Origin of the sequence: Xanthomonas sp. 1678 (genome assembly GCF_031455575.1) — a bacterium.
Taxonomy (GTDB): Bacteria; Pseudomonadota; Gammaproteobacteria; order Xanthomonadales; family Xanthomonadaceae; genus Xanthomonas_A.
This window is the reverse complement of the sequence record NZ_JAVDSZ010000002.1, coordinates 689,002-708,019: the sequence shown is the minus strand read 5'-3', so window position 1 is coordinate 708,019 and position 19,018 is coordinate 689,002. Positions and strand designations below refer to the sequence as shown.

General features: G+C 70.0%; 15 protein-coding genes. 5 read left to right on the top strand and 10 right to left on the bottom strand.

Annotated features, from left to right (window positions below; all coding sequences use genetic code 11):
- Positions 1-111 precede the first annotated feature (111 nt).
- A complete protein-coding gene (cobA, locus tag J2Y70_RS06135; RefSeq protein ID WP_309914627.1) occupies positions 112-1,329 on the top strand; it encodes a uroporphyrinogen-III C-methyltransferase in 1,218 nt (405 codons plus the stop codon).
- A 28-nt stretch (positions 1,330-1,357) separates the two neighbouring features.
- Positions 1,358-2,317: a cysteine synthase A gene (cysK, locus tag J2Y70_RS06130; protein WP_309914624.1), complete on the top strand. Its 960-nt coding sequence runs from the start codon at positions 1,358-1,360 to the stop codon at positions 2,315-2,317.
- A 367-nt stretch (positions 2,318-2,684) separates the two neighbouring features.
- Here cysK and J2Y70_RS06125 read toward each other — a convergent pair whose 3' ends face one another.
- Entirely contained in the window at positions 2,685-3,791 is a 1,107-nt protein-coding gene (locus J2Y70_RS06125; RefSeq protein ID WP_309914620.1) for a nucleoside hydrolase, read from the bottom strand.
- 479 nt (positions 3,792-4,270) lie between these two features.
- Between J2Y70_RS06125 and J2Y70_RS06120 the strand changes: the two genes are divergently transcribed.
- A complete protein-coding gene (locus J2Y70_RS06120; protein ID WP_309914617.1) occupies positions 4,271-4,777 on the top strand; it encodes an isoprenylcysteine carboxylmethyltransferase family protein in 507 nt (168 codons plus the stop codon).
- A gap of 150 nt (positions 4,778-4,927) precedes the next feature.
- Here the strand turns inward: J2Y70_RS06120 and J2Y70_RS06115 are convergent, their stop codons facing one another.
- Positions 4,928-5,413, bottom strand: coding sequence for a hypothetical protein (locus tag J2Y70_RS06115; protein ID WP_309914614.1), 486 nt, complete (start codon positions 5,411-5,413; stop codon positions 4,928-4,930).
- A gap of 126 nt (positions 5,414-5,539) precedes the next feature.
- On the opposite strand from J2Y70_RS06115, the gene J2Y70_RS06110 reads away from it, so the two are divergent.
- Entirely contained in the window at positions 5,540-6,079 is a 540-nt protein-coding gene (locus J2Y70_RS06110; protein WP_263395513.1) for an O-acetyl-ADP-ribose deacetylase, read from the top strand.
- A 153-nt stretch (positions 6,080-6,232) separates the two neighbouring features.
- Here J2Y70_RS06110 and J2Y70_RS06105 read toward each other — a convergent pair whose 3' ends face one another.
- Both J2Y70_RS06105 and J2Y70_RS06100 read right to left on the bottom strand, forming a co-directional pair.
- Complete coding sequence (locus tag J2Y70_RS06105; protein WP_309914606.1) at positions 6,233-7,141, bottom strand: alpha/beta hydrolase; 909 nt, start codon at positions 7,139-7,141, stop codon at positions 6,233-6,235.
- Positions 7,142-7,349: 208 nt separating this feature from the next.
- Positions 7,350-8,489, bottom strand: a complete 1,140-nt coding sequence (locus J2Y70_RS06100; RefSeq protein ID WP_309914603.1) for an alpha/beta fold hydrolase — start codon at positions 8,487-8,489, stop codon at positions 7,350-7,352.
- Positions 8,490-8,656: 167 nt separating this feature from the next.
- Between J2Y70_RS06100 and J2Y70_RS06095 the strand changes: the two genes are divergently transcribed.
- A complete protein-coding gene (locus tag J2Y70_RS06095) occupies positions 8,657-9,547 on the top strand; it encodes a LysR family transcriptional regulator (protein ID WP_309914601.1) in 891 nt (296 codons plus the stop codon).
- 135 nt (positions 9,548-9,682) lie between these two features.
- On the opposite strand, the gene J2Y70_RS06090 is transcribed toward J2Y70_RS06095, so the two are convergent.
- The 6 genes from J2Y70_RS06090 to J2Y70_RS06065 all read right to left on the bottom strand — a co-directional run bounded on the left by J2Y70_RS06090 (position 9,683) and on the right by J2Y70_RS06065 (position 18,964).
- Positions 9,683-10,687, bottom strand: a complete 1,005-nt coding sequence (locus J2Y70_RS06090) for a class I fructose-bisphosphate aldolase (RefSeq protein ID WP_263395517.1) — start codon at positions 10,685-10,687, stop codon at positions 9,683-9,685.
- Positions 10,688-11,032: 345 nt separating this feature from the next.
- Positions 11,033-12,499, bottom strand: coding sequence for a pyruvate kinase (gene pyk / locus J2Y70_RS06085; protein ID WP_263395518.1), 1,467 nt, complete (start codon positions 12,497-12,499; stop codon positions 11,033-11,035).
- A 338-nt stretch (positions 12,500-12,837) separates the two neighbouring features.
- The gene (locus tag J2Y70_RS06080; RefSeq protein ID WP_309914597.1) at positions 12,838-13,479 is read right to left on the bottom strand and encodes an HAD-IA family hydrolase; all 642 of its coding nucleotides are present in this window, start codon (positions 13,477-13,479) and stop codon (positions 12,838-12,840) included.
- Positions 13,476-14,654: a phosphoglycerate kinase gene (locus J2Y70_RS06075; RefSeq protein WP_309914593.1), complete on the bottom strand. Its 1,179-nt coding sequence runs from the start codon at positions 14,652-14,654 to the stop codon at positions 13,476-13,478. The genes J2Y70_RS06080 and J2Y70_RS06075 overlap by 4 nt, the downstream gene beginning before the upstream one ends.
- A gap of 264 nt (positions 14,655-14,918) precedes the next feature.
- Positions 14,919-16,283: a DUF3999 domain-containing protein gene (locus tag J2Y70_RS06070; RefSeq protein WP_309914590.1), complete on the bottom strand. Its 1,365-nt coding sequence runs from the start codon at positions 16,281-16,283 to the stop codon at positions 14,919-14,921.
- Entirely contained in the window at positions 16,280-18,964 is a 2,685-nt protein-coding gene (locus J2Y70_RS06065; RefSeq protein WP_309914587.1) for a DUF2339 domain-containing protein, read from the bottom strand. Before J2Y70_RS06065 ends, J2Y70_RS06070 begins: the two co-directional genes overlap by 4 nt.
- Positions 18,965-19,018: the final 54 nt, after the last annotated feature.

Genomic DNA, 19,018 nt, shown 5'->3' with positions numbered 1-19,018 from the left:
CCTGCCACCTTATAACCGAAAGCTATCTGGTAGAGGCATGAAGTCATTTCCTGGGGCTATAAGCCGGCGCTACGGTCACGCCTCCTCCCTCTTTCCTGCGTTGCGACCGCCGTGAGCCCTGCCCCGATTGCGTTGTATCCGGACCTGCGCGAGCGGCCCGTGCTGGTGGTCGGCGGCGGTGCTGCCGCCGAGCGCCAGGTGCAGGCGCTGCTGGCTGCCGGCGCGGTGCCGCGGCTGGGTGCGCCAACGCTGACCCCGGCCCTGCAGGCCTTGGCCGAGGCCGGACGCATCCAGTGGCTGCGCGGCCGTTTCGATGGCGCCTGGCTGGACGCGGTGTGGTACCTGATCGCCGCCAGCGACGACCCCGCGGTGAACCGGCAGGCGCTGCAGATCGCCGCCGCGCAGCGGGTGCTGGCGCAGGCCGCGGCTGGTGCGGCCGATGCGGCCGTGGCAACGCCGTCGGCAGACGCCGCCGACGGCAGCCTCGGCGCGGTCGCCGCGGCGCCGCAGGCGCAAGCGATCCGTCCCGGCACGGTGACCCTGGTCGGCGCCGGTCCCGGCGATCCCGGCCTGTTGACCCTCAACGCGCTGCATGCACTGCGCAGCGCCGACGTGGTCCTGCACGACCGCCTGGTCAGCGCCGCGATCCTGGACCTGCTGCCGGGCACGGCCGAGCGGATCGAAGTCGGCAAGTCGGCCAGCGGCCACAGCGTGCGCCAGGAGCAGATCCACGCATTGATGCTGGAGCATGCGCGACGAGGCCGCCGCGTGGTGCGGCTGAAGGGCGGCGACCCGTTCGTGTTCGGTCGCGGCGGCGAGGAACTGGAATGCCTGCGCGCGCACGGCGTGCCCTACGCGGTGGTGCCAGGCATCACCGCGGCGCTGGCCTGCGCGGCCTATGCCGGCATCCCGCTGACCCACCGCGAGCACGCGCAGTCGCTGCGCCTGGCCACCGCGCACTGCAAGGACTCGTTCGATACGCTGGACTGGGCCGCATTGGCGCAGGAGCGGCAGACGCTGGCGGTGTACATGGGCGTGGCCGGGCTGGACACGGTGCGCGAGCGCCTGCTGCGCGCCGGCCGCGCCGCCGACACCCCGTTCGCATTGGTGGAAAACGGCTCGCGCCCGGAGCAGCGGGTGGTGGTCGGCACCCTCGCCGACCTGCCTGATACCGCCCGCGCGCACCAGGTGCGGTCGCCGGCGCTGCTGATCCTGGGCGAGGTGGCCGCGCTGGCGACCACGCTGCACTGGTTCGGCGCCGCGCCGCTGGCGCCACCGCCCTCACCTTTCCCGAAGCCGGCCGTGCCTACCCTGGCCCACGCCGCCTGACCCGCATCCCTTTCCGGAGACCCTGCGCATGGCCATCTACGACAACATCCTCGACACCATCGGCCACACCCCGATCGTCAAGCTGCACCGCCTGCCGCCCGAGCAGGTGAGCCTGTACGTCAAGGTCGAGGCGTTCAATCCCGGCGGTTCGGTCAAGGACCGCCTGGCGCTGGCGATCGTGCTCGACGCCGAGGCCAAGGGCCTGCTCAAGCCCGGCGAAACGATCGTCGAAGCCACCTCCGGCAACACCGGCGTGGCCCTGGCGATGGTCGCCGCCGCGCGCGGCTACAAGTTCGTGGCGACGATGGTGGAGACCTTCTCGATCGAGCGCCGCAAGCTGATGCGCGCCTACGGCGCCAAGGTGATCCTGACCCCGGCCGCCGAGCGCGGCAGCGGCATGGTGCGCAAGGCCGAGGAACTGGCCCAGCAGCACGGCTGGTTCCTGGCCCGCCAGTTCGCCAACCCGGCCAACCCCGCGTATCACCGCAGCACCACCGCCGCGGAGATCCTGCGCGATTTCGCCGGCCGCCGGCTGGACCATTTCGTCAGCGGCTGGGGCACCGGCGGCACCCTCACCGGCGTCGGCGAAGTGCTGCGCGTGGCCCGCCCGGACGTGCGCATCACCGCCACCGAGCCGGCCGGCGCCGCGCTGCTGCAGGGCCAGGAGTGGAAGCCGCACAAGATCCAGGGCTGGACTCCGGACTTCGTGCCGGAAGTGCTCAACCGCGAGGTCTACGACGAGGTGCTGAGCGTGGAGGACAGCGACGCCATCGCCGTCTCGCGCCGCCTCGCCGCCGAGGAAGGCATCTTCACCGGCATCTCCGGCGGCGCCACCGTGGCCACCGCGCTGCGCGTGGCCGAGACCGCCGCGCCCGGCTCGGTGATCCTGGCGATGCTGCCCGACACCGGCGAGCGCTACTTCTCCACGCCGCTGTTCGCCGACATCAACGAAGGCTCCGACGACGACTGGCTGGCCGGTCTGCCGTGACGGGGAGCGGGAGCGCATCGACGCGCGGCGGCGCGTCGCCCGCGCCCGCGCATGGCCCCGATGCGTTGCGAAGTGACGCAGCGCATCGCGGGAAGCGCTTCGACGCTGATGCGTCCCGACGCCGGAAAGCGTGCCTCTCCGCTCGTCGCGACTGAAGTCGCTCCTACAGGGAAAGCGGTGCCGCTGCGGCGAATGTGAGGCAACCTCGAAGAACTCCGCGGCCGCGTGCATCAGTCCCAAACCATCCGAGGCCGGACAAAGCTCAGCGCTGCGTTCGTCGCGCGTGCCGTCCTGATCCCCGTACCAAGCTGAGTGCACTGTGGGAGGGACGTCAGTCCCGACGCTTCGCGACATCCGAAACAAGACACTAGCCCGGCAACGGCACGCCCAGCGCCGGCGGCTGCGGGGCGGTCAGCCGCTCCACCAGCAGGTGCTCGATCGCCTCCACGTCGACCTCGCGCACCACCGTCTGCGCCTGTTCGCCCAGCCCCGGCTGGTAGCCCGGCGCCCACGACAGGATGTCGCCGTAGCCGGCACCGAACTCGGTGTTGGTGTCCACGTACAGCGTCTCGGTCGCGGTAGCCAGCTCCGGGCGCAACCACAGCGCCGTGGCCAGTTCGTCCCACAGCGGAAAGCCCGGTTCGCGCCGGCGCAGCGCGTGGCCGATCGGCGTGTCGGCGGCGCTCATCCGCGCCAGCAACTGGGGGCTCAACTCGGTCGCGGTGGACGGGTCCACCGGCACCATCAGCATCCGCCGCCACGGCGACCGCATCACGATGCTCGCCGCTTCCGGATCCCAGCGGATGTTGAACTCGCGCCGCGGGGAATTGACGAACTCGCGCGCGAACTGCCGCGCCGACACGCTGTCGCGCCGCTGCCGCGGATTGAGGCTGCCGCCCATGTACACCAGCTCCTTGGCCAGCGACGCGAACTGCGGATCCAGCCGCTGCGCCAGCGCCAGATTGGTCAGCGGGCCGGTGGCGACGATGCTGACCTCGCCGGGAAATTCGCGCACCTTGCGGATCATGAACAACGCCGCCGGCTCGTCCGCGGCCTGCACCACCGACGGATTGCCCAGCGCCAGGTCGGGCACCACGTCGTGCGCGTGGTAGCGCGGCGAACTCTGCACCGTGTCGTGCTCGATCCATTGCCTGGTCCACGCGCCCTTCCACAGCAGCTTGCCGTACAGCGCCTCCCAGCGCTCGGTGGCCAGTTCGCTGTTGAGCAACGGATGCACAGGACCCGGCAGCACCGGCACCTCGCCGCGTCCGGCGATCTCCAGCAACCGGCGCGTATGCGCCAGCGCCTCGTCGCGCCAGATGTTGCCGCTGACCACCGAGATGCCGAGCACCTCGACGTCGGGCGATTGCAGCAACAGCAACTGCGCGGGCGTGAAGCCGTCGATGTCGTCTTCGAGGATGACGCGACGGCGCGGAACGGAGGCGGTGTCGGCGGACGCTTGCGGTAGGGGCATGGATTGGAACTGGCGAGTGAGGGAGTGTCGCGCGGCAGTTTAGCTTTTGCCGTCTCTGGCATGACGGAACTTGTCCGTCGATGCATTCCCGAGGCATTGCCTGGTGACACTGGATGCGATGCACTGGGTGCATGCGCAGCCTTTCGATGCGGCACCGCATCGCGAACGTGTTGAGCACTCCGCTGTGCGCCCCGCAGCACGCGTGGCGTGACGCATCTTTCTTCCCGATGCGGCCGCAGTTGGACAACCGTTCGCCTGTTTCGCATGCACCCGCCTCGACACGCGCAGGCGATGCCGCGTCCCCGCCATGCAACGCCACTTGCCTGCGAATGTTGGTGTGCACGGCACTGATCGACGTGGCCGCACACGCTGGCATGGCAGCTGCGGTTTCGCATGGCATGCCCAGCCGGCGTGGGACATGGCACCGACCGGCACGGTAGAGTAGCCGCGCAGGGAGCCTGGCAACCGGGGAGGGAGCGTTGAGCAATCGAGTTTCAGGGCGGGACGACAGCCGGTCCGCGCGTGTGCCGTTGCTGGTGCGTTCGACCTCGCCAGCGCATTTCCTGCTCGCGCTGCTGCTAGGCGCCCTGCTGCAGCGGATGCTCGCCCTGCCACTGCCGCAGGGCCGCACGCTGGCATGGATACAGATCGCCGGCGGCATCGTCGCCGGTGCCGGATTGCTGTTGGCGCTGGCCTGCTTCGTGCTGTTCGCGCAGCGCCGTACCACGATCCTGCCCGAAGGCGCGCCGTCGCGCCTGGTACTGCGCGGTCCGTACCGCTACACCCGCAACCCGATGTACGTGAGCCTGGTGCTGAGCTATGTCGGCCTGTGCGTGCAGATTGGCTGGCCGTGGGCGCTGTTGCTGCTGCCATTGCCGCTGCTGGCGCTGCAGCGGGTGGTGATCCCGTTCGAGGAGGCGCGCTTGCGCCAGCGCTTCGGTGATGCCTACGACCGGTATTGCGCGCAGGTGAAGCGCTGGCTGTAGGCCGCTCCGCGCAGAATGGGATGCGTCGCGATGGATCGGCACCGCACCCGCATCCGAGTCATCGTCAATGGCTCTACAGTCTTGTAGGAGCGACTTCAGTCGCAACAAGCCTTGCCAGTAAAGCGCGTCGCGACTGAAGTCGCTCCCACACTAGCTGCTCAACCACCAGAACGCCGCAGCGACGGCCAGCAGCAGGATGAGCGTGCCCCACAGCCACGCGCCGGGGCGATCGCCGGTGGCCACGGTCGGCGGCGTTCCTGCGCGCGGCGCGTTGCGGTCGCGGTAGCGTTCGACCAACTCCTTGGCCTCGCGCAGGCCCATGCCCGGATGCTGCTCGCGGGTCAGCTTGATCGCCTGCAGAAACTGGCCCTGGCCCAGCGCCTGCAGCGCGGCGGGCGGCAGCCCCCCGGTCTGCGCTTGCGCCGACGCGGCGGCCTGCGGCGGTTCGCTGCCGGCCTGCCGGTGCAGCATCTCCGCGACCGTCTGCGCCGCCCCCGCCTGCAGCCACGCGTCCACCTGCTGCTTGGCGCTGCGCAGATCCATGCCGCTCTGGTCACGCAACAGCTTGATTGCCTTGATGATCTCGCCGCGCGCCAGGGCCTCGGCGATGGCGGGTGATGGCTGGGTCCGGTTCATGTCGCAGGCGCTGAGATGGAGACGCTGCAGTCTTGCCGTTCTCCGGTTAAGCCACCGTTGCACCGAGCTGGCCCGGCCGCCAGGTTCATCACGTTTCCATCATTGGAATCCCATAAAGATCGCATCATGAAGATCGAAATCTGGCAAGGCGACATCACCGAACTGGACGTGGACGCCATCGTCAACGCCGCCAACGAATCCCTGCTCGGCGGCGGCGGCGTGGACGGCGCGATCCACCGCGCAGCGGGCCCGCAGCTGTTGGAGGAATGCCTGCGCCTGCCGGAACTCAAGCCCGGCGTGCGCTGCCCGGTCGGCGAAGTCCGCGCCACTGCCGGCCACCGGCTCAAGGCGCGCCACGTGCTGCATACCGTCGGCCCGGTGTGGCGTGACGGCGCCCACGACGAACCGGCGCTGCTCGCCAACTGCTACTGGCGCTCGCTGCGCCTGGCCGAACAGATGGGCCTGCATTCGGTGGCGTTCCCGGCGATCAGCTGCGGCGTGTACGGCTATCCGCTGCACCAGGCCGCGCGCATCGCGGTCGCCGAAACCATGGCGTGGCAGCGCGCGCATGCGGTGCCGAAGCGGGTGATCCTGGTCGCCTACAACGAGGCGGCCTACAAGGCCTACCAGCAGGCGCTGATGCAGAGCCAGCTGCAGGTCGCCTGAACTGCGCTGCGCGCGGGCAGCGCAGGCCGCGCGATCGCCCCACTCCCGTACGCTTTCTTGGACAGCCTGCCGCCTGACAGGCCTGTCGGTCGTACGTGACACCTCCGATGGCCTACTCGCAGGCGACTGCGCGGCGTTGGCAACCCTCGCCCGTCAATGGCGCCGGTCGAGCCACGCACGGACGGTCAATACCGCGTCGGCGAACACGTCGGGCCGCTGCTGGGGCAGATTGTGCCCGGCGTCGACGACGCGGTGCTCGTGCAACCCGACGAACATGCGGGCATGGCCCCCGGTCCCGCCCGGCTTGAGCGGGTCGTTCGCGCCGTCGAGCGTCACCGCCGGAACCGTTATCGCGGGCCGGTCCGCCAAGCGGTCTTCGAGTGCCTGCAACGCCGGGTCGCCAGCCTCCCGGCCGAAGGCATGGCGGTAGGCGTGGATCACCACGTCCACGAAGTCCGGATTGTCGAACGCGCTTGCGGTCTGCGCGAAGGTCGCATCGTCGAACTGCCAGCCGGGCGACCACTCCTCCCATAGCAAGCGGCACAGATCGCGACGATGCTCGGCCAGGCATTGGCGCCCGCGTTCGGTCTGGAAAAGATGCTGATACCAGCAGACGCGTTCGAGCGACGGCGCGGCCGCAAGCCGTTGCGCCTGCACGTCGATGATGTCGTAGCCGGCATAGCAGACCAGGCCGCCGATGCGCTCGGGCCACAGCGCCGCCACCACACAGGATGCATTGCCGCCCCAATCGAAACCGGCCAGGATCGGGCGCTCCAGGCCCAGCGCGTCGGCGAGCTGGACGATGTCGCGGCCGCGCGCGGCTTGCTGGCCACTGCGCATGACGGCATCGGACACGAAGCGGGTCGGACCGAACCCGCGCGTGTAGGGAACCACGACCCGCGCGCCAGCGCCGGCGAGCGCCGCGGCCACCGCGTCGAAGGCGTGGATGTCGTAGGGAAACCCGTGCGACAGGATCACCGGCCACCCGTCGGCGGGACCGTGCTCGACATAGGCGATCCGCAGGGTATCGGTCTGGACGCTGTTTGCCCTCTGCTCGTTCATGACGATTCACCTCGGTTGCGAGGACGTCCGTTTCCGATCTCCGAAGCAGCGCTTCGGCATTGCTGGCGGACGTCCAGTCTGTGTTGTCGTGGAATCTGCGGGAAACGCGGCATGCAGCACCGGGCGAGGAAACCTGCGCGCCCAGCGGAGCGCGCCACGCCGATGCCGCCGAGCCCGCGCAGCAGCGCAGGCACTGCAGCACCAAGCCTCAGGAGCGCGCCAGGACCGTGGCGACGAAGCCGCGCAAGTCGTCGAGCATCAGCTGCGGCTCCTCCCAGGCGGCGAAGTGGCCGCCTCTGCGCATCTGGCTCCAATGCACGATGGGATACGTCTTCTCGGCGAAGGTGCGCGGAGTGGGCAGAAACACCGGATCGGGAAAGGCCGCCACGCCGGTGGGCACCGCGATGCGCGTTGCGGCGGGAAAGCGGTCCGATCCCTCCAACCGCTGGCCGTGATAGATCCACGTCGAGGTGACGGCGGCCGCGGGTGCGACATACAGCATGATAGTGGTGAGCAGTTCCTCCTCCGAGAACTTGCTCCAGATGTCCGGTCCGCCATCGGCCCGCGTCGGAAGATCGGCCCACTTGCCGATCTTCTCGAGTATCCAGCCTGCCACGCCGACCGGGCTGTCGGCCATCGCCACGCCCAACGTCTGCGGGCGCGTGCGCTGCTGGTGCGCGTAGCCGGTCTCCAGATCGAGAATCGCGTCGCGGCGGGCGATCAGGTCCTTCTCCTGCGCGGTCGTGGCAGCGGCGTCGCTGGCGAAGATGCTCACCATGTTGATGTGGAAGCCGAGCAGCGCGTCGGGGCGCAGGAAGGCCATCCAGCTTGCGATATGCGCGCCCCAGTCGCCGCCCTGGACGATGTAGCGCGCCTGCTGGCCGAACAGCCGGACCATCAGCGCGTGCATGAGCTCGGCGGCCCGGCGCGGGCCGATGACGCCGGTGATCGGCGTGGAAAAGGCGAAGCCTGGGAGAGACGGAACCACGACGTCGTGCCCGTCCGCCGCCAGAGGCTCGAGGAGCCGCTCGAATTCAAGATACGAGCCTGGCCAGCCGTGCAGGAGCAGCAGCGGCGGCTTGGATCCGTCCCCGGGCAGGTGGACGAAATGCAGGCGCTCGCCCTCGACCTCGGTGGTGAAGTTGGGGAGCTGATTGAGGCGCCGTTCGGTCGCCCGCCAATCGTAGCTGCCCCGCCAGCAGGCAACGAGCCGCTTGAGGTCGTCGATCCCCACGCCTGCGCTCCATCCTCCGGCGTCGGCGAGCTGGCTCCAGTCGTAGGCATCCACTTTCGCCTTGATGCTGGCGAGCCGCGCATCTGGAATGTCGATCTTATAGGGCGAGACCATGGGTTACCTCGCGTCGCTCGGAGTTGACCGCCACGTCGGTTGGCGAGCGGTGCGTTCATCGGCTGGAACTCGAGTCGTTCGGCCGACGCAAGGATAGAGATCGGGCACACCCCATGTCTATATTAGAATTGCGCTCAATACCTTTGCGTTTTTCGCACAAGCTGCCAATGAACATCGCTGGCGAACTGGAAGTCTTCACCCTTGTGGCCGAGGCCGGCAGTTTCTCGGCGGCGGGGCGCCGGCTGAAGCTGGCGCCGTCTTCCATCGCACGGGTTGTCGACCGGATCGAAGCCCGCCTCGGCGTCCGCCTGTTGCTGCGGACGACGCGGGCCCTGAGGCTGACGCCGGAAGGCGCGACCTACCTGTCCTCCGCGCGGCGGATCCTGGCGGACCTGCGCGAAACCGAGCAGTTGATCGCCGACCAGAGCGCGCCCAAGGGGCGCCTGCGCGTGAGCCTCTCGCTCACCTACGGACGGATGTTCGTGGTGCCGCTCCTGCGCGATTTCATCCACAGCCACCCCGGCATCCTGCTCGAGGTGATCTCCACCGATGCCGTCGTCGACATCGCCGCCGGCCAGGCGGACGTTGCGGTGCGGCTCGGCCCCCTCCCCGACAGCCTGCTCACGGCCCGCACGCTTGGCCAGACCCACAAGGTGATCGTGGCCGCGCCTGGGTATCTCGCGCGCCGCGGTACGCCAGTCGTCCCGGAGGATCTGCACGCGCACGACTGCATCGGCTTCAACTTCAAGCGCGCCGCCCCGACCTGGCCCTTCCGCAAGGACGGGCGCGACTACGCGTTGCCGATCAAGGGCAGCGTGGAAACCAACAATGGCGAAACCCAACGCCAGCTCGCCATCGAAGGCCTCGGGATCGCGCGGGTGTGTGCCGAGACGGCAGAGGACGCGATCCAGGCCGGCCAGCTGGTCGCGCTCCTGCAGGAGTTCAACCCTGGCGACGGCGAGGAGGTCCATGCGGTGTTCGTCGGCGGCACGCATACCCCGGCGCGGGTCCGCTGCTTCGTCGACTACCTCGTGCAGCGGCTGGGCAAAACGCGTTGATCCAAACGCGTGCCGAGCGCATGGCGGGCTCGGGCCGGACAAGCGTGAAACGAAGCGAGGCGCGGCGGCGCATCGCGAAACGAAGAACGCCGGCGGTCGCCGGCGTTCTTGCTTACTCCAGCGGTGGCGCCGACCTCAGTCCTGCCACTTGCCCAGCGCGGCCAGGCCGTTTTCCTTGGCGCGCTCGTAGACCACCTGCTGCGCCTTGGCGAAGTTGCCCTTCATGTCCTGCGACCACAGCTTCAGCGCGGCCTGCTGCATCGCACGGCCGTAGGAGAAGCTCAGCGGCCACGGCAGGGTGCCGATCTGGTTCATCGCATTGAGATGCGCGGTGGACTGCTCGTCGGTCTGGCCGCCGGACAGGAACACGATGCCCGGCAGGATCGCCGGCACGGTGCTCTTCAGGCACATCACGGTGGACTCGGCCACTTCCTCGACGCTGGCCTGCTCGTCGCAGTCCTTGCCGGCGATGACCATCGAGGCCTTCAGGATGGTGCCTTCCAGCACAACGTTCTGCTCGTACAGCGCACCGAACAGCGAACGCAGCGTGGCCTCGGTGACCTCATAGCAGGTCTCGATGTCGTGGTTGCCGTCCATCAGCACTTCCGGCTCCACCATCGGCACCAGGCCCTGCTCCTGGCACAGCGCGGCGTAGCGCGCCAGCGCGTGCGCATTGGTCTCGATGCACACGCCCGACGGGATGTCCTCGCCGATGGTGATCACCGCGCGCCACTTGGCGAAGCGCGCGCCGAGCTTGTAGTACTCCTCCAGGCGCGCGCGCAGGCCGTCCAGGCCTTCGGTGATCAACTCGCCGGGCATGCCGGCCAGCGGATGCGTGCCCTTGTCGACCTTGATCCCGGGAATGATGCCGTGCTCGGCCATGTACTTCGGGAACGGCACGCCATCCTTGGTCTTCTGGCGGATGGTCTCGTCGTACAGGATCGCGCCGGAGATGTGCTCGCTCAGCTTCGGCGTGGTCAGCAGCAGCTCGCGATACGCGCGGCGGTTCTCCTCGACATTCTCGATGCCGACGCTGGCGAAGCGCTTGGCGATGGTCGTGGTGGATTCGTCGATCGCGATGATGCCCTTGCCCGGGGCGACCATTGCCTGTGCGGTTTCGGCAAGCTGTTCGATGCTCATGGAATTCCTATGGCACGGGGGAAACCCGAAGTATATCGCGGCAAACGCCGCCCATTCCTTCACGGAATGCCTGCAACCGTTTCCACCGGTAGACGCACTGCGCGAGCGCAGTGCATTGCCATCGCGTGACAAGAATCGCCCTGCGGCTTGCGATGTTGCAGCGGCGCCGTGGCGCAGGTCGCGATGCCGCTGGCGCTGCCAGGTCCGGCAAGGGCACGGCCGATTGCGAAGAGTCGTCGGCGCGAGCGGCGCGTTGCGGTTGCGGCGGCCCGCACGGCGGGCAAAAAAAAGACCGCGCGATGGGCATCGCGCGGTCCTGTGGGTCGCGGGCGACCCGGCTTTCGGCTACAGCTCGCCCAGGCCGCTGGCGCGGCCGTCGGGGCCGACCTCAAGCAGGCGCAGCGTGTTGGTCGCGCCGTGCGTTTCCATGTGCTCGCCGCTGGTGAACACCACGCGGTCGCCGGGGCCCATGCGCTCGGCCTCGACCAGCAGGCGGATGGCCGCGCGCGCGGCTTCGCGCGGGGTCAGGCCGCGGCTGTCGAAGTTGATCGGGAACACGCCGCGCATCATCGCCATGCCGCGGCGCGCGCCGTCGTGGCGGGTGAACGCGTAGATCGGCATCTTCGAACGGAAGCGCGACAGGAAGCGCGGGGTGCCGCCGGATTCGGTCAGGGTGACCACGCCGCTCAGGCCGATGTGCTCGGACAGGAACATGGTCGCCATCGCGATCGCCTGGTCGGCGCGTTCGAGGTTGCGCTGCGCGGCCTCGAAGTCGGTGTCCATCTCGAACTGGCGCTCGGCGCCCAGGCAGATGCGGGCCATCGCCTGCACCGCCTTGACCGGATAGGCGCCGGCGGCGGTCTCGGCCGACAGCATCACCGCGTCGGTGCCGTCGATCACCGCGTTGGCCACGTCCAGCACCTCGGCGCGGGTCGGGATCGGGTTCTCGACCATCGACTGCAGCATCTGCGTGGCGGTGATCACCACCTTGTTCTGCGCCAGCGACTCGCGAATGATCTTCTTCTGCAGGCCCGGCAGCTCGGCATCGCCGATCTCCACGCCGAGGTCGCCGCGCGCGACCATCACCACGTCGCTGGCCTCGACGATCTCGGTGAGGTTCTCGATCGCTTCGGTGCGCTCGATCTTCGACACCAGCGCGGCGTAGCAGCCATGCTGCTCGGCGATGCGGCGCGCGTCGTGCATGTCCTGCGCGTTGCGGCAGAACGACACCGCGATGAAATCCACGCCGATCTTGGCGACGATGCCGATCAGTTCCTTGTCGCGCTCGGTCAGCGCGCCCAGCGACAGGCCGCCGCCCTGCTTGTTCAGGCCCTTGCGATCGGACAGCACGCCGTCGTTGAGCACGGTGTTGACGATGCGCGGGCCGTCGACCTCGACCACCTGCAGCTGCAGCAGGCCGTCGTCGAGCAGCAGCACGTCGCCCGGCTTGACGTCGTTGGGCAGGCCCAGGTAGCTGACGCCGACCTGCTGCTCGTCGCCGGCCGGCGCATTGGGGTCGGCGACCAGATCGAAGCGCGCGCCGGCCTTCAGCGACACCTTGCCGGTGGCGAAGCGCTCGATGCGGATCTTCGGGCCCGGCAGGTCGGCGAGGATGCCCACTTCGCTGCCCACGCGCTGCGCGGCGGCGCGCACTTCGGCGGCGCGCTTGGCCTGGCCGGAGGGGTCGCCATGCGAGAAATTCAGGCGCACGACGTTGACGCCGGCGCGGAACAGGTCCTCGAGCACGCCAGGTGGATCTGTCGCCGGGCCGAGGGTGGCGAGGATCTTGGTGCGGCGCTGGCGTTCGATCATGACATCATTCCCTGGAAAAGCCGTTAAAACTAGCACAAGCACCGCTTCGGCAGGATGGCGAATCGGCATAGCGCGCTGCGGATTCATGCATGTCTTGCGGACAGTGCGGGACAGTATGCGGACTCGACATTGCCGTTGCGCGACGCCCAGCGACGCGGCGCCATGCCGGGAAGCGTGCCCTTACCACGCTGTGCCACTGCCGGATTGCCACGCGAAGCCGACACCGCTGGCCACCGCCAGACCTGCGCGAACAGCGCGCGCAGACCGGTCATCGTCCGTAGACGGACCACGGGCAGCGCAACCGCTTTCCCGAGTCCCGAGTCCCCGGTCCCGAACCATCAGCCAACCAACGCCAGCAACTGCCCTGGAACCTGCGCCAACGCACTGGCACCGGCCTGGCGCAGTTCCGCCTCGTCGCCGAAGCCCCACAGCACGCCGATGCTGCGCATGCTGTGGTGGTTGGCGCCTTCGATGTCCATGCGCCGGTCGCCGATCATTACGCACTGCGCCGGCTGCAATGCCAGCCGCCGCAGCGCCTCGGCGATCAGGTCCGGCTTGAAGCGGCGCTGGCCGTCGTCGCTGGCGCCGACGACCTCCTCGAAATGCACGGCGAACGGCAGCGTCTCGACGATCCGCCGGGCGAAACGTTCGTTCTTCGACGTCACCACCGCCATGCGGTGGCCGGCCGCGGCCAATGCCTCGACCGCCGCGCCGATCTCCGGGAACACCGTGTGCTCGCGCCAGCCGCGCTCGTCGTAGCGCTGCCGGTACAGCGCCAGCGCCTGCTCGACCAGCGCCGGATCGTCGAAATGTTCGTGGAAGCTGTCGCGCAACGGCGGGCCGATCCAGGCGCGCAGCGCGTCCGGCGCCGGCACCGGCTGCCGCAACTGCTCGAACGCGTGCGCGATGCTGCCGACGATGCCGATCTCCGAATCGACCAGGGTGCCGTCCAGGTCGAAGAACAGCGGACCGGCGCTCACGCGCCGCGCGCCTGCAATGCGGCCACCGCCGGCAGGGTCTTGCCTTCCAGGAATTCCAGGAACGCGCCGCCGCCGGTGGAGATGTAGCTCACCTGCCCGGCGATGCCGTACTTGTCGACCGCGGCGAGGGTGTCGCCGCCGCCGGCGATGGAGAACGCCGGCGAGGCGGCGATCGCGCGCGCCAGGGTTTCGGTGCCCTGCCCGAACGCGTCGAACTCGAACACGCCGACCGGGCCGTTCCAGACCACGGTACCGGCCTTGCCGATCAGCTCGGCGTAGTGCGCGGCGGTCTGCGGGCCGATGTCCAGGATCAGGTCGTCGTCGTCCACGTCGGCCAGCGCCTTCACCGTGGCCTGCGCGTCGGGCAGGAACTGCTTGGCCACCACCACGTCGGTGGGCAGCGGGATCGCCGCGCCGCGCGCGTTGGCGTCGGCGACGATCTTGCGCGCGGTGTCGAGCAGGTCCGGTTCGCACAGCGACTTGCCGACCGGGTAGCCGGCCGCGGCGATGAAGGTGTTGGCGATGCCGCCGCCGACGATCAGCTGCTCGACCTTGTTGACCAGGTTCGACAGCAGCTCCAGCTTGGTCGAGACCTTGCTGCCGGCGACGATCGCCAGCAACGGCTTGGCCGGATGCTCCAGCGCCTTGGCCAGCGCGTCCAGCTCGGCCATCAGCAGCGGGCCGCCGGCCGCCACCGGGGCGAAACGGATCACGCCGTGGGTGGAGGCCTGGGCGCGGTGCGCGGTGCCGAACGCGTCCATCACGAACACGTCGCACAGCGCCGCGTATTTCTTCGCCAGCGCCTCGTCGTCCTTGCCCTCGCCGACGTTCATGCGGCAGTTCTCCAGCAGCACGATCTTGCCCGGCTGCACGTCCACGCCGTCGACCCAATCGCGCAGCAGCGGCACCTCGGTGCCGAGCAGCGCGGCCAGCCGCGCGGCGACCGGCGCCAGCGAATCGGCCTGCGTCCACACGCCTTCCTTGGGCCGGCCCAGGTGCGAGGTCACCATCACCGCCGCGCCCTGCTCCAGCGCGTGGCGCAGCGTCGGCACCGACGCCAGGATGCGCTGCTCGGAAGTGATCTGGCCGTTGTCGTCGATCGGCACGTTCAGGTCTTGCCGGATCAGCACGCGCTTGCCGGACAGGTCGAGATCGGTCATTCGCAGGATGGGCATTGTCGGTTGCTCGCTATCGTGGGGTTGCGGGGGAAGTGAAGCTGCCGCGCAGCATGGGCGTCGCCGCTGCAACGCCCGCTGTCGGCGTGCTCGGCCATCGCGCACCGGCGACGAAAGAAAGGCATTGTCCGGCGTCGGCCGCGCAGCGGCAAATCGGGACGTCGCGCAACGTTGAACGCGCGCGGATGCCGGGCTACGGGCGACAAGCGCGCCCGGGCCGCGATGCGGGGCACAGGCGCGCGGCGGCACCCCGCAGTTGACCGCTCAGTCCGCGCCGGGCGTGGCCGGCTTGCGCAACAGGCTGAAGGCGAAGCCGACCACGATCAGCGCGCCGCCGACCAGCAGCGCCCACAGCAGCCAGGTCTTCCAGTCGCGCGGCGGCGGTGGCGCCTGCAATGCGGCGGCACCGGCCAGCGGCACCGCCGCGCCGAGCGTGGCCGTGGCCGGCGTCCATTGCGGTCCGCGTTGCGTGCGCAGCGCCTGCAGCGTGGTCGCCAGCGGCGCGGCGGCGCGCTGGGTGCGTGCGCTGCCGGCCGCCAGTGCGTAGGGCGGCGCGCCCTGGGCCAGGAAGATCAGCGTTTCCGGCTGGTAGCCCAGGCGCAGCGCCGGCCGTTGCCGGCCCGGGTCCTGCGTAGCCACCAATCGCCAGTAGCGATCGCGCACCGGTTGCGCCAGGGCCTGCGGCGGCGAGCGGCCGGCGCCGGCACCGACCTGGTAGGCCACCCACGGCCCGGCGCGGTCCTGCCACGGCGCCTCGTCGCTGTCGCGGCTCTGCACGCGCCATTCGATCGCGCTGTTGCCGGGCAGGGCGATGTCCAGCTGCGCGACCGGATAGCGGCCGGGCGAGGCGAAGTCGAAGCTGTGCTGCGCCGGGTCGGCGCGCAGCGCATCCAGTTGCTGCCAGTGCCAGTCGGCGGCGGCAGGCGCCGGCGCCAGTTCGGCCTCCACCCCAGTCAGGCGCGGCAGCGGCGACGACGACAACGGCAGCAGCCGCAGATAGCGCGCGCGGCTGTCGATGGCGATCCGCAGCTGCTGCAGGCGATTGCCCTGGTTGGCCAAATCGACCAGCGTCGCCTCCTGCACCAGCATTTCCCAATCGCGCAGATCGTCGCTGGCCTCGACCCGGTAGCGCGCCTGCCGCGGCTGCGCATCGGCGGCCCATTGCAGCGACAGCGCGCGCAAGGGCTCGCGCAGCGCGCTGGCGTCGATCAGCCAACCGGCCTCGCTCGCGCCGGTCGGGGTGCTGGCGACGCGCGCGCGGATGCCGCGCACGCTGCCGTCGGCGTCGCGTTCGGCGATCAACTCCAGGTCGTCGGCGCCGCCACCGGCCACCGGCGGCAGCGGAAACCACGGCAGCGGCTGCCGGCGCGGCGTGGTTTCGGCCTGTTCGGCGGCGAACAGTGCGGACGGCAATGCGTCGCCGGCGGCGTTGAACACCTCCACGTCGCCCAGCGAGGCGCGATGCGCGCTGCGGTACACCGCATCGTCGAGCTGCACGCGGTAGGCGCCGGCGTCGGCATCCTGCAGGGTCAGCGGCCATTGCTGCGCATAGTCGTCGCGCTGGCTGGCGGCGGATGCCGCCAGCGGCGACAACGCCAGCAGCAAGGCCGGAAAGATCAGGCGGTTCATGGATGGGCCTCCTCGGCCGGTTCGGTGGCGCGCGGCGGCGCCGGCGCAAAATAGCCGACCACGGTGCACAGCAGGCCGTAGGCGATGAACGAGGCGATGCCGGCGACGTTGCCGAGATTGCCGCGATCCACCAGCAGCAGCTTGCCCAGCACCACCGCCATCAGCAGCGCGCCGGCCAGCCACAGGCCGCGCTGGCGGCGGCGCGAGCCGAGCACCCAGCCGAGCACGCCGAGCACGCTCCACACCACGGTCAGGCTGGTCTGCGCCACGCCGTCGGACAGCAGCCCGCTCCACGGCGCGCCGCTCCAGTAGTGCACCGCGTGCAGGGTCACGCTGGTGATCCACAGGAAACCGCCGCCGGCCAGCAATTGCAGGCGCCAGCCGCGCAGCGCCGCCGGCAGGGTCGGCGACCACAGCCAGCGTGCGGCCAGCGCCAGTACCAGCAACTGGCTCAGTTCCAGCGGATTGAGCAGCGGCACCCACGGCAGCGGCGCACTGGCGCCGGGCACGAACAGGGTGCACAGCCAGGCCACCCCGAGCAGGCCGAAATAGCTGCCCTGCAGCACGCTGCGGCAAGGATCGAAGTCCGCCCCCAGCGGCGCGGCCAACCAGCGCCAGCGCAGCAGCGACAGCGCCGCCGCCAGCAGCCACGGCGCCAGCAGCAACGCCCATTGCCAGCCCTCGGCCAGGTCGAAGCGCCGCGCCAGCCACATGCCGAGCAGCGACAGCACCGACGGCCACACCAGCCACCACACGAACTGCGCCGCCTTCGCCACGCCACCGCCGCTGCCGCGCAGGCAGATCAGGCTGCGCACGCCGAGCACCGCGAACAGCGTCCAGGCCCAGGCGCCGTGTCCGGCGAACGGCTGGCCATGCGCATCGGCCTGCAGCGCCGCCAGCGGCAGCGCCAGCAGCAAGCCGCCGAGCGTGGTCGCCGCCAGCGCGCGCGCCGGCCAACGCCGCTGCGCCTCGGCGGCCAGCCAGCCGCTGAGCGCAACGAACGCCAGCCAGACATCGGCACGCGCCGCATAGTCGACGAAGCGTCCGATCTCCGCGACCCCGATCCCGCACCACCACGCCAGGCCCCACAGGTAATAGGCCAGCGCCGGCATGGCGGCGCCCGCGCGGCGATAGCTCCAGGCACTGGCGAAACCGGCCAGGGCCAGCAGCGCGCCGCTCATGAAGGTCGCGTTGGCCACGGCCTGGGTGTCCTGCCAGGCCGCATCCAGCCCCAGCACGAAGCCGATCGCCGCGGCCAGCTGCAGGCCGGCGCCGCTGAACTGCGGCAACCAGCGCCGCTGCCGCAGCCCCAGCCACACCAGCGCCGCGCCTTCCAGCGCGAAGATGCTGGCGGTGGCGCGCGCGGACAGCGCCAACGGCACCGCCAGTGTGGCGAAACCGACCGCCAGCAGCGCGTAGGCCTGGCCGAGCACCTCAAAGCGGGTACGCCGGATCAGCGCCGCGGCCAGCAGCGCGTAGATCGCCGCCAGGCCCAGGGCGCACAGCGCCAACGCCAGGCCGTCGCCGCGCAGCAGCCCGGCCTGCAGCGAGAACGCGACCAGCGGCGTGCCGAACACCAGGCTGCCGTCGACCAGGTTGCCGCGCGTGGCCGGCTGGCGCCGCGCGTACAGGATCGGGATCAACAGGTAGAAGGCGAAGAACAGCAGCAGGAACGGCTCGGTGCTGGCGAATTTCGCCGGCTGGTACTGCAGCACGCCCCACAGCGTGCCGATGCCGAAGGTGAAACCGAACCCGAGCAGGTTGAGCACCCGCCACGGCCGGTACCAGGCGATCGCGAACACCGCCGCGTTCAGCACCGCGTAGTAGGAGAACAGGCCGACATGGTTGCCGCTGCCGGTGGACAGCCAGATCGGCGCCAGGAACCCGGCCAGCGTGGCCAGCACCGCCAACGTACGCGATTCCTGCACCACCGCCAGCACGCACATGCTGGCCACCAGCACGATGCTCAACGCGAACGCGGCGCCGGCCGGAATCAGCGCCGACAGCTTAAACGCGGCGAACACGGTCAGCAGCAGCACGCCGATCGCGCCGCCCTGCAGGGCCAGCGCGAAGCTGCGCTTGCGTTCGCGCTGGCGCCAGCCGAAGCCCAGCCCGGCCAGCGCCGCGGCGGCGATGCCGGCGTAGCGCAGCTCGATCGGCATCCGCAACCAGCCTTGGTCGCCGGCGTACTTGAGCAACGCGGCGACACCGGCCAGCAACACCAGCATGCCGATCTTGACCGGCACGTTGCCTTCGGTGAACCAGCGTTTGGCGCCGGCCAGCAGCCGTTCGAGCGGGCCTGGGCCCTGCGGCACATATGTCTTCGGCGCTGGCGCAGCAGCCGTGTCGGCATCCGTGTCCGCAACGTCGCGCACTGTGGATGCGAGGGCGAACTGCGGCGGCAGCGGCGGTGGCGTGGGCGCTGCGGGTGCGATGACGACAGGCGCAGTGACGAACACCGGACCTTCCGCCGCATCGCGTTGCTCGAACCCGGCATCGAATTCGGCTTCGGCTTCGCTATCGGCCTGCGCCGCCCGCGGCGCCGCACCGCGCAAGTGCGCCAGTTGCAGTTCCAGCACCCCCACGCGCCGGCGCACACCCGACAACGACACCAGCAACACGATCAGCAGCACCGGCACCGCCAGTACCGCCACCACCACCAACACGATCAACGCTTCCATCCGGCATCCATCCCCAAGGCGGCGCACCGCAACGCGGCGTGCCAATGGTCCGGC

Coding starts and splice junctions, on each gene's coding strand:
- cysK (WP_309914624.1), top strand. CDS start 1,358: ATGGCCATCTACGACAACATCCTCGACACCATCGGCCACACCCCGATC.
- J2Y70_RS06125 (WP_309914620.1), bottom strand. CDS start 3,791: ATGCCCCTACCGCAAGCGTCCGCCGACACCGCCTCCGTTCCGCGCCGT.
- J2Y70_RS06115 (WP_309914614.1), bottom strand. CDS start 5,413: ATGAACCGGACCCAGCCATCACCCGCCATCGCCGAGGCCCTGGCGCGC.
- J2Y70_RS06110 (WP_263395513.1), top strand. CDS start 5,540: ATGAAGATCGAAATCTGGCAAGGCGACATCACCGAACTGGACGTGGAC.
- J2Y70_RS06105 (WP_309914606.1), bottom strand. CDS start 7,141: ATGAACGAGCAGAGGGCAAACAGCGTCCAGACCGATACCCTGCGGATC.
- J2Y70_RS06100 (WP_309914603.1), bottom strand. CDS start 8,489: ATGGTCTCGCCCTATAAGATCGACATTCCAGATGCGCGGCTCGCCAGC.
- J2Y70_RS06095 (WP_309914601.1), top strand. CDS start 8,657: ATGAACATCGCTGGCGAACTGGAAGTCTTCACCCTTGTGGCCGAGGCC.
- J2Y70_RS06090 (WP_263395517.1), bottom strand. CDS start 10,687: ATGAGCATCGAACAGCTTGCCGAAACCGCACAGGCAATGGTCGCCCCG.
- pyk (WP_263395518.1), bottom strand. CDS start 12,499: ATGATCGAACGCCAGCGCCGCACCAAGATCCTCGCCACCCTCGGCCCG.
- J2Y70_RS06075 (WP_309914593.1), bottom strand. CDS start 14,654: ATGCCCATCCTGCGAATGACCGATCTCGACCTGTCCGGCAAGCGCGTG.
- J2Y70_RS06070 (WP_309914590.1), bottom strand. CDS start 16,283: ATGAACCGCCTGATCTTTCCGGCCTTGCTGCTGGCGTTGTCGCCGCTG.
- J2Y70_RS06065 (WP_309914587.1), bottom strand. CDS start 18,964: ATGGAAGCGTTGATCGTGTTGGTGGTGGTGGCGGTACTGGCGGTGCCG.